This is a genomic window from Sphingobium sp. WR1 (assembly GCF_059693745.1).
The window spans coordinates 123,504-138,737 of the sequence record NZ_JCATID010000007.1 but is presented as its reverse complement, the minus strand read 5'-3'; the positions used below and the strand labels follow the sequence as shown (position 1 = coordinate 138,737).

Here is a 15,234-nt window from a genome sequence, read left to right as displayed (position 1 = left end):
TGGGCGCTCTATTACAATAGGTTCATGAAAGACCGGACAGAAGACGGATCGCGCAGGGCGCGCTGATGACCCTCGCCCTTATCCCGGCGCGTCAGGCGCGGCTTCCTGCCAGCCGCCGCCCAGCGCCTTGAATATGTCGACGCGCAAGGAGGACAGTCTCTGGAGCGACTCCGCCTGGGCCGCCCGCGCAGTCAGCATATCCTGTTGCGCCGCCAGCACGTCCAGCCAGCCGGCCGACCCGGCGCGATAACGCTGATCGGCGAAGCGGTACGCGCGTTCGGATTTGCGCTGCGCCTCCTCCAGCGACGACAGCCGCATTTGCTCCTGCGCGAAATTGCTCAATGCCGTTTCAACCTCCTTGAGCGCCGTCACGACCTTGCCGTCGAAGGTGGCGAGTGACGCGTCCCCCTGCGCCGCCGCCTGCCGGATGCGCGCGCGTGCGACACTGACATTGGGGAAGCTCCATGACAGCAGCGGCCCGACCGAGAAGGACAGGCTGTCGCTGCCCCTGACACTGTCATTGCGGAAGAAATTACCCGATCCCCCAAGACTGATCGTGGGATAAAGGGCGGCGGTGGCGACGCCGATCCGCGCCGTGTCCGCGGCCAGTTGCCGCTCGGCCTGCCGCAGATCGGGGCGACGGCGCAACAGGGATGCGCCGTCGCCCACCGGCAACGCCGCCGCGGGGGCGGGCGGCATGGCGCATTGCCGGGCAGCAAGGGGAATGTCAGCGGGCGTCCCGCCCAGCAAGGCGGCCAGTTCGAACAGCGCGACCTGCCGCTGCGCCTCGACGCCCGGAATCGCGGCGCGGGCGGTTGCAGCGGCGGCGGCGGCACGCTCGACGTCGAACTGGCCGACAGCGCCTGCCTTCTCCTGTGCAGTGATCAGCCTTAAACTGTCGCTGCTGGTGCGATAGCTGTCCTGCGCCACGGCGAGCGCATGGGCATAGGAGCAGGCATCGATATAGGCGCGCGTGGTTTCCGCCACCACCATCACCCGCACGGCGTCGCGAGCAGCCTCCACCGCTTGCGCATCCGCGCGGGCCGCTTCGACCGCGCGGCTTACGCGACCGAACAAATCCGCCTCCCAACTGACGGCGATGCTGCCATTGCCCGACCATTGCGCATTGTCCTGGGTGAAAGCGCCGCCCCCACCCTGCACCCCGTCGCCATAGCTGACGCCGCCATTGACATTGGTACTTGGCAGGCGCCCCGCCTTGGCTTCGCTGAGCGTCGCCTGCGCCCTGGCGAGATTGGCGGCGGCCACGCGCAGATCGGTGTTCGCCGACAGCGCCTGCGCCACCAGCGCGTCGAGCGTCGGGTCGTCATAGAGTTTCCACCATTGGTCCGGCAGCGGCGCCGTCGGATCGAAGGCGGCCGCCTGCGTTCCGAAGGCGCCGCTCGCGGCCGGCTTCGGAACGGGCCGATGATAGTCGGGACCGGCAGCGCATCCGCCGGCAAGCAGCGCCGCGATGAGCGGCAGGATCGATTTACGCATGAACGGGATCTCCCGCAGGCAGGCCGCCTTCATCGCGGGCGCTCAGCTTGCGATGGTCGCCGGCCAGCAGCGTGTAGAATGTGGGCAGGACGAAAAGGGTGAACAGGGTGCCGATCAACATGCCCATCACCACGACGATCCCGATGGCGAAGCGGCTGGCCGCCCCCGCGCCCCCGGCGAAGAGCAGTGGCACAAGTCCGGCCACCATCGCCGCCGTGGTCATCAACACCGGCCGCATCCGCACCGCGGCGGCATGACGGATCGCGTCCATCCGGCTCAATCCTTCTCGTGCCTGCATCTCGTTGGCGAAGGACACCATCAATATGCCATGTTTGGAAATGAGGCCGATCAACGTCACCAGCCCGATCTGGGTATAGATGTTGAGCGTCGTGAAGCCGAGATAGAGCGGCACCAGCGCGCCGCACACCGCCAGCGGCACCGTCACCAATATGACCAGCGGATCGCGGAAGCTCTCGAACTGCGCCGCCAGCACCAGGAAGATGACGATCAGCGCAAAGGCGAAGGAGATGGTGAGCCGGTCGCCTTCCGTCACATATTGGCGACTGTTGGACAGCCAGTCGATGGTCGTGCCGGTCGGCATCGGCTGGTTCTTCAGAAATTCCACTGCCTGCCCCATGGTGACGCCGGGCATCAGCACGGCCGACAGGGTGGCCGAATTCATCTGGTTGAACTGCGGCAGCTTGTTGGGCTGCGGCCGCATCTCGACCTTCGCCACGGTGGACAATGGAATCAAGGCGCCCGATCCGGTCTTGACATAATATTGACCGAGATTGTCGGGCGTCACCCGCTTGTCGCGGGGCACTTGCGCGATCACGTCATAGGATCGGTCGTGCCAGTTGAAGCGGTTGACGTAATTCTCGCCCACCAGCACCGCCAGCGTGTCCGCGATCTCCGCCATGGTGACGCCGAGCTGCCCGGCCTTGGCCCGGTCAACGCTGATATGCGCTTCGGGGCTGTCGAAAGCGAGGTCGCTATCGACGAAGGCGAACAGACCGCTACCCCAGGCCGCGCCCTTCACGGCCTCCAGCGTCTTGTAGATTTGCGGAAAATCATCCGACGAACGGATCACCATCTGCACCGGCAGGCCGCCGCTGCCCGCGGGCAGGGGGCTGTCCTGGAACGCTGTGGCATAGATGCCGGTGACAGCGCCGGTGCGCCCCGCCAATTCATTCTGGATGTCATCCGCACTGCGCTCGCGATCGGCCCATTCCGACAGGATGATACCGCCAAAGCCGTTGTTGGCACCGTTCGGACCGCCCGCGTCGAACCAGCTGCTCTCATATTCGGGCACGGTGTGGAAGATCGCGTCGACCTGCGCGTTGAAACGCGCCATATAGTCGATATTGGCATATTGCGGCGCCTTGGTCGCGACGAAGATATAGCCCATGTCCTCCTGCGGCGCGAGTTCCCGCTTGCTGCCGGTGAACAGCACCACGATGGCGCCCATCATCGCCAAGCCGACGATCAGCACGGCCGCGCGGGACGCCAGCGTCCGGTCGAGCAGCCTGCCATAGCCTTCGGTCAGACGATGCATGTTGCGTTCGATCGCCTGGCTGAGCCTGCCTTCGGCAAGCTTGCTGTTGAGCAGCTTGCCGCTCATCATCGGCGAAAGGGTGAGCGCGATCACGCCTGACACGATCACCGATCCGGCCAGGGTGAAGGCGAATTCGCGGAACAGCGCGCCGGTCAGGCCTCCCATCAGGCCGATCGGCGCATAGACCGCGGCCAACGTGATCGTCATGGCGATGACCGGGCCAACGATTTCCCGCGCGCCGACAAGGGCCGCCTGAAAGGGGGAAAGGCCGTCCTCGATATGACGATGGATATTTTCCACCACGACGATGGCGTCGTCCACCACCAGCCCGATGGCCAGCACCATGGCGAGCAAGGTCAGCAGGTTGAAGGAAAAGCCGAAGGCCAGCATCAGCGCCGCCGTGCCCAGCAGCGACAGCGGAATGGTGACGATGGGAATGACGACGGCGCGAAGCGACCCCAGGAACAGGAAGATCACGATCACGACGATCAGGATAGCCTCGACCAGCGTATGTTCGACTTCCTCGATCGACGCATTGACGAAATGGGCCACGTCGAACTGGTTGCTCACATGGATGCTGGGCGGCGCGACCCGCTGGATGCCGGGCAGCAGATCCTGCACCGCCTTCACGATTTCCAACGGATTGCCGTCGGGCGTGGGCGAAATGGCGATGAACACCGCCCGCTTGCCCGAGGAGATCGTGCCGACATCGTAATTCTGGCCACCCATCTCTACGGTCGCGACATCCCCCAGCTTCACCAGGCCGCCGTCACCGCTCTTGAGGGTCATGTCGCGAAAAGCCGCCACATCGCGCAGGTCGGTCGCGGCGGTGATGTTGATCGCGGTGCTGGCGCCCTTCAGCTGCCCCGGCGACGCCTGGACGTTGTTGGCGCGCAGGGCGTTGGCGACATCGCCCGCCGTCAGGCCCCGCGCGGTCAATTTCACCGGATCAACCCAGATGCGCATGGCAAGCGGCGCGCCGCCGCTGATTTCCGCCGACGCGACGCCGGAAATGGAGGTGATGAGCGGCTGCGCCACGCGGGTCGCGAAATCGGCGATCTGCGAAGGTTGCAACCGATCACTGGTGAAGGCGACATATTGGATCGCCGACGCGCCGTCGGTGATCTTGCTGATGACGGGGTCGGTGACGCCGCTGGGCAGGCGATATTTGACCTGCTGCACCTTGGCCAGAATTTCGGTCATGGACCGGTCGGCATTGGCGTTCAACACCAGCTTTGCGGCGATATGGCTCTTGCCCTGGCTGGAGGTGGAGGTCAGATATTCGATGCCGTTCGCCGTCGCGATCGCCTGCGCGATCGGTGTGGTGACGAAGCCCTGCATCACATCCTGCGTCGCGCCCGGCAGTGCCGTGTCGATGGTGATCGTCGCGCTTTCCATCTTCGGATATTGCCGGACCGGCAGGCTGAACAGCGCAGCCAGTCCAACCAGCAAAATGAGGAGACTGACCACCACCGACAATATCGGACGGCGGATGAAAATATCGGTGAAGGCCCTGTCGGCGTTCATGTCAGCGTGCCCCTTTCGTCGCCGGCGCGGCGACCTTGACCTCGGCGCCAGGCTGGACGCGCAATTGCCCCTCGGTCACGACCATGTCGCCGGGCCGGATACCGCTGGTGACGAGCACGTCATTGCCGATCCTGCGTCCGGTCTGGACCGGTATGACCTCTGCCTTGCCGCCGACGCGCGGATTATTGCCGCGAATGACGATGACGCTGTCGCCCTGCGCCGATGTCTGGATCGCCGTCGCCGGAACCAGCAACGCCCCTTGCTGCACCGGCAGTTCGAGTGCCGCGGTCACATACATGCCCGGGCGCAGCGCATGGTCGGCATTGGGCAGCACCGCCTGGACGGTGACGTTGCGCGTTTCTTCGCCGATCTTCGGTTCGATCGCGTTGACCTTCGCGGTAAAGCGGCGACCCGGCCAGGCATCGCTGGTGACGGCCACGGTCGATCCCGGCTTCAACCGGCTCAGTTCCTGCTGCGGCAGGGCGAAGTCGACGAACAGCCTATCGAGCGCGGTCAATGTCGCGATCGCATCGCCGGGATTGAGATATTGCCCCAGATTGACGCGACGGATGCCCAGCACGCCGGCAAAGGGCGCCCGGACCTGCTTCTGGATCAGGCGAGCGTCGATCTGCTGCACGGCGGCGGCGGCCTGGTCGCGATCGGCACGACGCTGCTCCAGCGTTTCGCGCGGCTCCGCGCCGGTCGGCGCCAATTCCTGCGATCGTGCGACCTGTATCCCGGCAAAGGCTGCCCGGGCCTGCGCGGCGCGGCGGTCGGCCCGCTCGGGGCCGTCGAACAGCTGCACCAACAGCGCGCCCACGCCGACCTGCGCGCCCGCCTCGAAGTGGATCGACGACACACGCCCGGCGACTTCGGGCGACAGCGTCACCTCTCGCACGGCGCGCAAAGTGCCGACCGCTTCCAGCGTGACCGGAATGTTGCGGGGCGTCACCATGGCGGCGGCGACCGGCACAGCCTGCGGTTGCCACGCCTGCGCCTGCCCGGCCCGCCAGCCGCGCCACAGATAGAGCGTGCCCAACAGAATAGTCAGAATAACGACCGTCAGAATGATCGTAGGCACCGGCCGGGGCGCGGCGCGTGGGATTTCGGCAGCAACAGGGTCGCTCATGCTTCCATGCCCTTCCGCTTGGTGCCGAAGGGCCGCACCCATAAAAGAACGGCAAGACTGTAGGGATCGATGCTCATGGGAGATCCATTACGAATTGAGGCAAGCAGGGCGGTAAGCCGCCGCACGATCAGGCGCAGACTGTGCGACGCTGCTGTCGAACCGATAAAGGGGCATTGACATTAGGGGGCGTAGGCACGGGCAATCCTCCGTTTGGGGAAAGACGTGCGAATGCGAAGGCCGCAAAATCCACGCGTCATCCCCGAGCAAATGGTCAGGTCGACGCCGTGGCTGGGAAGAACTTGCCTCACGACAAGCGCAGGAGACACCACCCTGCAACTCTATTTCCGGCCGCTTCTGGTTAAGCTCGTTACGAAAGATATGCAACTGCTTTTGGCGAATGGCCGCCCCATGCGCGGAAACGAACCGGCCAGAATCAGGGATGAGAAACCTCAAATGCGCCTCCCTTGCGAATCAGGAAGTGCCTCTATAAAACCTCAACTATTGTTGAGGTAAAGCCTCGATCGAATTTTTTCTCTACCCAGCCCAGGAGCCTAGCCATGCCCCTCGCCGCCGCCAATCTCAGCGTGGGCGACGTCGCCCGGCGTGCGGGCGTGCCTGCCTCCACTCTTCATTTCTACGAGGCACAGGGGCTGATTGAGAGCGAGCGCACCGGCGGCAACCAGCGACGTTACCATCGTTCGGTGCTGCGCCTGATCGCCGTCATCAAGATCGCGCAGCGTGTCGGCATTCCGCTGGCGCACTTAAAGAACCATCTTTCGCAACTGCCCTCAGGCCATCTGCGCGTCGCGGCCGATTGGTCCACCTTGTCCAAGATATGGCGAACGGAGTTGGATCAGAGAATCGAATATCTGACACGCTTGCGCGATCAAATGGACAGTTGCATCGGTTGCGGCTGCCTGTCCTTGTCCGATTGCCCTCTTCGCAATCCAGGCGATATGGCAGGGGACCGTGGCGGAGGAGCACGCGCCTTCGATTGAGACGGAGGCGCTCCCTCTCGGCCAGCCTGCCAGAGGATCGACGTGGAACGCAAACAGCCCTGTCGGTTCAGCAAGACGCTGAAGGAAACTCCGTTGGCCTAACGCAATTCCGGCCGCATATGCCCGAATTGACCTGGGTAGGGTCAGGCTTCGAGAACCGCCCGGGGGCGCGCCTTCTACCTTGGGGACCATGTGAGTGCAGAAGTTTCACAAGCCCGTCTCCTCGATAGGCAATCGCGCTCACTGAGGAGATTTACATCACATTTAGGCCCCAGGATTTCAAGACAAGCTGATTAATAAAATCATTTTAAATCATCTTATTACTACAAATATTTGGCCATATTTGCCGATGCATTCATGTAGCTTGTGTCGGAATAGGACTGGAAAAACCCGCGGATGGCCGGCTCGGCATGGTCCCCAACGTTGCAAGACCTGCGCTTGGAAAGTTGATGATCGCATTGCCGCGCGCCACGAAGATCTGGCCGGAAACGTCCGCTGTCTCTCCCGACGCCAGGGCGACCGCGAACTGCGCGACCTGATCGGCGCGCATACCCGTTCGCATCTGCTCGACCCGCTTGGCAGCCACTTCATCCTTGACGGGAATGCTGAAGATCATGCGCGTGGAGGCATCAGCTTCATCCGTCATGACGCGATCATTCCCCAGCTTGATGGATTCCTGATGATCGATCGGTTATAGACGCGCGGCCGTCGACTATCCTGTCACCGATGCACTTCCTTGACTTCGACCAATGGAATGATCTTCTTGGGGACCTTCCGTTTTGGCGCGGCAGGCTTGGCCATATCGCCGACATGACCGATCATGGCGCTCGCGACCAGAAAGGCGGCGCTTTCGATCTGGTTGGGACGTGTCGCCTTGTGCGTAGAGGGCAAGCGGATGATCGCCGCCGTGCGTTCCAGCATCGCCAACAGCACGGACGCGGTCGACGGCGGATGCAGGTGGTGCAACCCCGGTTCCTGCGTAGCGAATTGCCGCATCTTGTCCTGAAGCGCGAGGTGAATGGGTTCTGTCGACTTGCGTCTCACATCGAGATAGCGGCGATCCCCTTCGTCGGCGGCAAAGTTCCTGATCCGCAACAGAGCATTGTGACGATCCCAGAAGGAGAAATAGGCCCGCACGAACGCCTTGGCTTCCTGCATCACGGTATCCCGCGTCCATTCCCGTTCCAATATCTCCATTATTTCCGGCGTCGCCTGCTGCAATGCGTCCACGACGGCAAGGGCGGCTTCGGGCACGCTTTCGAAATAGAGATAGAATGTGGAGGAGGATACGCCGGCGAACGCCCCGATTTCAGCCACTCTAAGTTCCCGGATCGGCCGCTTCTCCATCAGTTCAGCTGTAGCTTTGAGAATGCGGACGCAAGTCGATCGGCCCTTAGCGCCCATCGCCTGCCCATAGAGATTCTGCTTCAGCCTCACCATTTTTGTTCCACTCGCCGCAATGCCACGTTGAACGAAGTAGCTGATTTTGAGAGATGATGCCGCTCGCGTCAAACAGCTTGTGCTGAAATCGCGGTGGAAGCGGTCCGGCAAACGCCCTGCCTTCGCACTCCTTGCATAAATGATGGTCGGTCAACTATTTCCGCAGCGCATCCGCTAAGGCCATGAAAAGATTGGCTCTCTATTGGTGAATATCCATCGCAGTCTTGAGCGGCACGCGCCGCACCATGGCATAACAGAATGTACTGCCCGACAGCAGCAACACGGTGATCAGAAGTGCCGGGCGAATCGATTCGCTGCCCCCGATCGCGTCGGAAATAGCACCTGTGACAAGCGGCACGAGACCACTGCCGGCAAAGATGGAACAGCTTGGTCGCGCCAAGCATCGTCCCCTGCTTCTCCGCGGAGGCCAGCGACAGGATGATGGAATAGCCGGTGCCGCTGAAGAAACCGCACATGAATGCCGCCACGGCGAGCCACGCCAATGATATGAACAAGGTCTGCCCCAGTGCCAGTACGACACCCGCCACCGTTGCGACAATCGTCGTTACCATCGTCAACCTGCTGAGATCAACGCTGGCCTTTGTCGGCAATGCGCCGGACTGCGACGCCGCCAAGCGCTATTTTGGCAAGCTGCGCGCAGTTCGCGGCAGCCCCTTCCCGCCCGAATTGCAGGAAACCTGGCGTCGCCGTTTCGGGATCAAATATGCAGGCTCAAACACCTATGGCTTGACCGAGGCCGCGCGCATCACCAGCCTGCCCGACGGTGAAGAAGCACCACCCGGATCGTCCGGGCGCATCAACGAGGATTTCGACGTCCGCATCGTCGATGACAATGACAATGAGGTAGCGCCCGGCACGCCAGGCGAAATCATCATCCGCCCACGCCACCCCGACATCATGTTCGACGGCTATTGGAACCGGCCGGAGGAAACGCTGAAGATCATGCGCACCTTTGGCTGCACAGCGGCGATATCGGCAAGATCGACGAGAATGGCTTCTTCTATTTCATCGATCGCAAGAAGGACTATCTCCGGCGGCGCGGCGAGAACATATCCAGCTTCGAACTGGAGAACGGCATCAGGCGCCATCCGCTGATCAAGGACGTCGCGGTCCATGCCGTGCTCGCCGAGTCCGAAGACGAGGTGAAGGCCACCCTCGTGCTTGTCGAGGGCGCGTCGATTTCCCATGAGGAATTCTGCCGCTGGTGCGCCGACCGGGTCCCCTATTTCGCGGTGCCGCGCTATTTCGAATTCAGGGACGACCTGCCGCGCAACCCCGTCGGCCGCGTACTCAAATATCAATTGCGCGATGAAGGCTGCACGCCTGACACCTGGGACCGTGAAGCCGCCAATTTCGAGCTGGAGAAGCGCTGAGGGCAAAGCGACAGGCACAAGCCTTTGAATAAGCACGGGAAGATGTAAAGGATCACCGCACCGATCTGGCCGCCATTCCACGCCGCAACCTGCCGGCGCTCAACGAGCGCAACCTGTTTTTCTGGCAGGCGGGCGAGGACGGCGCGTTGAGATTCTATCGCTGCAAACCCTGTGGCCATTACATCCATCCCGCCACGCCGATCTGCCCGATCTGCCATTCGCTCGACGTCGGCCCCGAAGCGGTTTTCTGGACGCGCCACCATTGCCACCTTCACCATCAACCGACAGCCATGGGAAGCGGGCCTGGAGGCTCCCTATATTGTGGCGATCGTGGAGATAGAGGAACAGCCAAGCGTCCGCCTGACGACCAACATCGTCAACTGCGCCGTCGACGACGTCCATATCGGTATGCAGGTCAAGGTCCTGTTCGATCACCGGCAGGACGTCTGGCTGCCGCTGTTCGAACCGGCGTGACCAGATGACACCAAGGTTCGAGGAGCCCGGCTCATCGAACCTTGGTCAGGCCCGCTTGTGATCGGTCAAGGCCCGTTACTGCGTCTCCAGCACCAGTCCAGCCGCCTGAAAATCTCCCCGCAGGGGAATGTCGACGCCATGCTGCATCCAATAGGCGCCGCTGGCCTCGGCTGGATTCTGTCCGGCATTGGCCGGGTCAGGCTCTACACCGCCGATCCGGCGAAGACGATAGCGTTTGTCCGGGTCGAGACCCTGCAGGCGAATGGCCGGCAGGGGATCGAGTTTCGTGCTGCTGTGCAGAAAGGCGAAAAGCACCGCCTGCCGCCGGTCGGCGGATACGGACAATGTCGCCGATCGGTTGCTGCCCTCCTGCGGCGAGACGAGGCGATAGAGGTCGCCGTGCTGAACCGTGGCGCGGAAGGATTTATAATCCGCGATCATGCGCTTTGCGACGTCGAAATCAGCGCCCTGCCAGTGATTGAGATTGGCGCCGACGCCCAATCCCCCCTGCATCGAGGACAGAAAACGATATTCCAGCGACGTCGTGCGCCGATTGACCCAGTTCGGCGAATCCGTCACCCACGCCATCATCACTGCGGGCGCATAGGCATGGGTAAAGCCGTCCTGGATCGTCAGCCGGTCGAAGGGATCGGTATTGTCCGACGGCCAGGCCTGGTCGGTAAGCGCCAGGATGCCCAGATCGACACGCCCCCCGCCGCCTGAGCAGGTTTCTATTTCCAACCCCGGGTGCCGGCGGCGCAGTTCGCCGATGATCCAATAGAGATTGCGGACATAATCGACATAGAGCCGCTGCTGGTCCTCCAGCGGGGCTTCCGGCCAGCCCGGTTCGGACCAGTTGCGGTTATGATCCCATTTCAGGAAACGAATATCATTGGTGCTGACAAGGTCGTCCAGCACCTTCAATATATGGTCGCGCACATCCTTGCGCGCCAGGTTGAGCACGAGCTGGTTGCGCCCTTCGCTGCGGGGACGGCCGGAAAAATTGATCACCCAGTCGGGATGCGCGCGATAGAGATCGCTGTCGGGATTGACCATTTCCGGTTCGACCCAAAGGCCGAATTCCATGCCCAGGCCCTTCACCTTGTCGATCAGCGGCTTGAGCCCATTGGGAAATTTCCTGGGATTGACGGTCCAGTCGCCCAGCCCTGCCTTGTCGCTGTCGCGCGCGCCGAACCAGCCGTCGTCCATCACGAACCGTTCGACACCGATGCGCGCGGCCTTTTCCGCAAGCGCCATCTGGCCCGGCTCGTCGACCTTGAATTCGGTCGCTTCCCAACTGTTGTAGAGGACCGGCCGCACCTTCGGCGTGCCGTCGCCCGGCAGGATCCGGGCGCGCTGGAAACGATGCATCAGCCGCGACGCGCCGCCCATGCCCTGTGCCGAATAGCCGGCATAGAAGATCGGCGTTTCCAGCTTCTCCCCGGATTTCAGGCGATAGGCGAAATCGAAGGGATTGAACCCGCCCACGACGCGGGCCTTGCCGATCTGGTCGCGGTCGATGGTCAGGCGCCATGATCCAGACCAGGCGAGCGCGCCGAACCAGACGCTGCCCGATTCCTCCTGCGCCTCTCCGGCGCGATCGATCGCGAACCAGGGATTGGCTTGATGACCCGTCGATCCGCGACGGCTTTCGATCACGGTCGATCCTTCCGTCAGCGGACGGGTCTGCAACGTCCATTCCGCGGCCCAGCGGCCGGTGAGATAATGGAGCCGGTAGTCCGCACCGACGGGCAGCGTGTAGGAGGCGGACTCGGCCTGATCGAGACGAACGGTCGCCTTGTCGAGATTCTCGATCGTCGCCGATCGGCCGACTATGCCCGTTTCAGAATCTATGGAATAGCGCAGCGTCACGCGCAGGGGCCGAGCAATGTCCTTCATGACGACGGTCACGCTGTCCTTGCCCAGGCTGTGCGATTCATATTTGAGCACGACGTCGCGGCCGCCGTCGGGCCAGGCGACCTTCAACGCCGGCTCCGCGAAAAGGCCGCCGCCCTGCCCCGGATATTCCTGCGGTGTGATCGACACCGCCATGTCGACGGAGGAATGATCCTTCAATGAAGGCAGAGGACCCAGCGCATCGCCCGCCGCGATCCTGCCACCCCAATAGACCGACTGCAGATAGCCACGATCGCTGATGCCAAATGCATAGGTGACGTCTCCGCCCTCCAACCGGAAGACCCGAGTGCGCGCGTCGTAGCTGGAACTGGCCCATGCGTCCGCGGCGCCGAGGGCGGTCGACGCCAGCAGCAATCCGCCCAGCAGATGGTGAGGGGTAACGCGCATCTCTCTCTCCCAACGTGATTTATCATATAAGTTCGTGAAATCGTGCCGCTGTCAATCGCGAAACCGTCGGCATCGCTCCTGATTTATCGTCCTATTCGTCATTTGCACGTCGGATGGCAACAGCGGTTGACGATATTATTTGTCATATTTATAAACCGATCAGCAAATAGTGATAGCCATATGCAGGGAGACTGAGATGCTGAAATTCCATCGCCACCGGTGTGGGCGGACCCTTTTGTGCAGCGTCAGCGCCGCTTCGTTTCTGGCCGGCGGCGCTGCTTTCGCGCAGAACGCCCCGGCCGCGTCGGAATCGGAAATCATCGTCACGGGCACCCGCGCCAGCCTTGGCCGCGCGGTCGACCTGAAGCGCGCGACGATCGGCGTGGTCGATTCGATCTCGGCGGAGGATATCGGCAAGTTCCCCGACCAGAATGTTGCCGAATCGCTCCAGCGCATCACTGGCGTGTCGATCGACCGCAGCGGCGGCGAAGGCCGCTTCATCACCGTGCGTGGCTTCGGTCCCGAATTCAACACGGTGCTGCTCAACGGCCGCCTGCTCGCGACCGAGAATAGCGGCCGCGAGTTCAGCTTCGACATCCTGCCTTCCGAACTGCTGAGCGCGGCGGAAGTATATAAGTCCGCGACGGCCGACCAGCAGGATGGCGGCATCGGCTCCACCGTCGTCCTGCGCACCGCCCGCCCGCTCGACCGTCCAGGCTTCCATTTTTCCGGCAGCGCCGCGATGAAATTCGACAGCACGCGCGACAAGGCGGCGCCGGTGGTGTCCGGCATCCTCAGCAAGACCAATGACGACGAGACATTCGGCGCATTGATCAGCTTCAACTATGACAAGCGCATCTCGCGCTTCTCCAATGTCAATACGAGCGGGTGGATAGACGGACAGAATCTGGACTTCGACAAGGACGGGACGGTCGACCTTGCCGATGTCGCGTTGCCACGCACGTACAATACCACGGTCGAACGCAATTCGCGCGAACGGATCGGCGGCACGCTGGCCCTGGACTGGATCGTCAGCGACAAGCTGACGCTGAAGCTCGACGCGCTCTACACCCAGCTCAAGGTCAATAGCTGGTCGAACCAGCTCGGCTTCTACACCGATCCGGGCGATATTATCGATGCCGAGGCGAACGGCAACGGAACAGTCACCCATTTCGTGCGCAGCGCCAATGGCGGCCTGGCCAGCGACAATATCGTCTTCGATTCGCCGCGCGACGCCAAGACCTACCAGATCGGCCTCAATGCGCGCTGGACGCCGGGCGACCACACGACGATCGATTTCGACATCTCGCATTCACGCGCCAAGGAAGGGGTCACTTCCGTATTCTATGTGGTAGGGGCGAAGAATGCCGGCGTGACGCCCACCTTCGACCTCAACCCCGGCAGCCTGCCGACCATCACCAACATCCTGCCCACCGACGATCCATCGCGCGCGCTGCTGCACTGCTGCTCGGAGCGCGGCTCGATCGTGAAGGATGAGATCACCTCCTTCCGCATCGACGGCAAGCAGGAGTTCGATACCTCGCTCAAGGCCATCCGCTTCGGCGTGATCGGCACGCGCCGGGAAAAGGACGTGACATCGCTGCTGACGCCCGATCCGCTCGGTTGCTTCTATTGCGGCTATTTCGCGAGCGCCGACCCCTCGCTGTTCAGCACGTTCAACGATGGCGGCGTGCTGGGCGGCGCGCCCATGAGCTGGCTGACCTACGATCCGCGTGCCCTGGCCCGCTATTATGGCAATCCGGCGGCAGTCTCGCAAAAGGGCGATCCCGCGCAGGAAGCCGCCTTCAACGCCGTCTTTGCCGCCAACGGTTCCAGTCTGGACCCGCGTTTCGACCCGCGCGGCTCGGGGTCGGTCCGCGAATATAATGCGGCGGCCTATGTGCAGGCGGAGATGGGCGGCGACTTCGGCGAGCATCGCTGGAATAGCATCGTCGGCGTCCGCTATGTCTATACCGACACGCTGGCCAAGGGCAATTCGGTCCAGCTCCTCAACATCACGCAGAATCCCGGCGATCCGACCGCGGGCGTCGCCACCTTCAGCCCGCCCGTGCCCGTGTCGGAAAGCCATCACTACGGCTTTCTGCTGCCATCGGCGACCTTCCGCGTCGACTGGACCGACAAGCTGGTGACGCGCGCAGCCTTCTCGCGGACGCTGACCCGTCCGACGCTCAGCAATCTGACGCTCAGCAAGTCCTACGACTTCCGCCCACCGCAATCGAACACCATCGCCAGCGGCAATCCGGGGCTGAAGCCCTATCTGGCGTGGAACGCGGACCTCGCGGTGGATTATTTCATCGGCAAGGCCAGCTATTTCAGCGTCGCCGGCTTCTATAAGTGGGTGGACAATTTCATTTCCCAGGTCACGACCACGGAAACCTATTTCGGCTTCAACTTCCAGGTCACGCGGCCGGAAAACACCCGCAAGTCCAAGGTTTACGGTTTCGAGGCCGCCGCCCAATATACGTTCGATTCCCTGCCGGAACCGTTCGACGGCCTGGGCGTGTCGGCCAACTATACCAAGGTCGAAAGCTCGACGAGCTTCGATCCCGCCATTGCCGTCGGCATCTTTTCGGTCGAAGGCCTGTCCGACAGCGCGAACGCCGTCATCTTCTACGAAAAGGGTCCGATCCAGCTTCGCGCCGCCTATAACTGGCGCGACAAGTTCCTGGCCCGGGCGCGCGGGCTCAACGGCCAGCCGGAAAATGTCGACTCCTATGGACAATATGATCTGAGCGGCAGCTTCAAGTTCACGCCCAACCTTTCCGTTTTCGCGGAAGTCGTGAACCTGACCAACAAGCATCGCCGCACCTTCTCCCGTTATGACGAACGGCTGATCCAGCTTGACGATACTGGCCGACGCGTATCGGTGGGTGTCCGCACGAGCTTTTAAAGAGC

12 protein-coding genes are annotated in these 15,234 nt (G+C 62.4%); 5 read left to right on the top strand and 7 right to left on the bottom strand.

The features are described 5' to 3' along the window. Positions 1-78: 78 nt before the first annotated feature. From AC58EF_RS11230 to AC58EF_RS11220, 3 genes are read right to left on the bottom strand one after another with little or no spacing between them, the layout of a single operon-like run. Positions 79-1,497 (bottom strand): efflux transporter outer membrane subunit, encoded by a 1,419-nt coding sequence (locus tag AC58EF_RS11230; protein ID WP_497276280.1) that lies wholly within the window; start codon positions 1,495-1,497, stop codon positions 79-81. Beyond that, positions 1,490-4,579, bottom strand: a complete 3,090-nt coding sequence (locus tag AC58EF_RS11225) for an efflux RND transporter permease subunit (protein WP_497276279.1) — start codon at positions 4,577-4,579, stop codon at positions 1,490-1,492. The genes AC58EF_RS11230 and AC58EF_RS11225 overlap by 8 nt, the downstream gene beginning before the upstream one ends. Before the next feature lies 1 nt (position 4,580). Further along, positions 4,581-5,708 (bottom strand): efflux RND transporter periplasmic adaptor subunit, encoded by a 1,128-nt coding sequence (locus AC58EF_RS11220; RefSeq protein WP_497276278.1) that lies wholly within the window; start codon positions 5,706-5,708, stop codon positions 4,581-4,583. 557 nt (positions 5,709-6,265) lie between these two features. Here AC58EF_RS11220 and soxR point away from each other — a divergent pair. Continuing rightward, positions 6,266-6,706, top strand: coding sequence for a redox-sensitive transcriptional activator SoxR (soxR, locus tag AC58EF_RS11215; RefSeq protein WP_497276276.1), 441 nt, complete (start codon positions 6,266-6,268; stop codon positions 6,704-6,706). Between the two features lie 355 nt (positions 6,707-7,061). Here the strand turns inward: soxR and AC58EF_RS11210 are convergent, their stop codons facing one another. The 3 genes from AC58EF_RS11210 to AC58EF_RS11200 form a co-directional block, all read right to left on the bottom strand. Further along, positions 7,062-7,352 (bottom strand): hypothetical protein, encoded by a 291-nt coding sequence (locus AC58EF_RS11210; protein WP_497276275.1) that lies wholly within the window; start codon positions 7,350-7,352, stop codon positions 7,062-7,064. Between the two features lie 74 nt (positions 7,353-7,426). After that, entirely contained in the window at positions 7,427-8,146 is a 720-nt protein-coding gene (locus AC58EF_RS11205; RefSeq protein WP_497276274.1) for a TetR/AcrR family transcriptional regulator, read from the bottom strand. A gap of 199 nt (positions 8,147-8,345) precedes the next feature. Continuing rightward, positions 8,346-8,546, bottom strand: coding sequence for a hypothetical protein (locus tag AC58EF_RS11200; RefSeq protein ID WP_497276273.1), 201 nt, complete (start codon positions 8,544-8,546; stop codon positions 8,346-8,348). Positions 8,547-8,620: 74 nt separating this feature from the next. Between AC58EF_RS11200 and AC58EF_RS11195 the strand changes: the two genes are divergently transcribed. The 3 genes from AC58EF_RS11195 (at position 8,621) to AC58EF_RS11185 (ending at position 10,014) form a co-directional block, all read left to right on the top strand. After that, a complete protein-coding gene (locus tag AC58EF_RS11195) occupies positions 8,621-9,262 on the top strand; it encodes an AMP-binding protein (RefSeq protein WP_497276272.1) in 642 nt (213 codons plus the stop codon). Between the two features lie 23 nt (positions 9,263-9,285). Beyond that, entirely contained in the window at positions 9,286-9,540 is a 255-nt protein-coding gene (locus tag AC58EF_RS11190) for a hypothetical protein (protein WP_497276271.1), read from the top strand. 171 nt (positions 9,541-9,711) lie between these two features. After that, positions 9,712-10,014, top strand: a complete 303-nt coding sequence (locus AC58EF_RS11185; protein ID WP_497276270.1) for a Zn-ribbon domain-containing OB-fold protein — start codon at positions 9,712-9,714, stop codon at positions 10,012-10,014. A 75-nt stretch (positions 10,015-10,089) separates the two neighbouring features. Here AC58EF_RS11185 and AC58EF_RS11180 read toward each other — a convergent pair whose 3' ends face one another. Further along, positions 10,090-12,318, bottom strand: coding sequence for an alpha-galactosidase (locus AC58EF_RS11180; protein WP_497276269.1), 2,229 nt, complete (start codon positions 12,316-12,318; stop codon positions 10,090-10,092). 196 nt (positions 12,319-12,514) lie between these two features. Here AC58EF_RS11180 and AC58EF_RS11175 point away from each other — a divergent pair, with 196 nt between their 5' ends. After that, complete coding sequence (locus tag AC58EF_RS11175) at positions 12,515-15,229, top strand: TonB-dependent receptor (RefSeq protein WP_497276268.1); 2,715 nt, start codon at positions 12,515-12,517, stop codon at positions 15,227-15,229. Positions 15,230-15,234 lie beyond the last annotated feature (5 nt).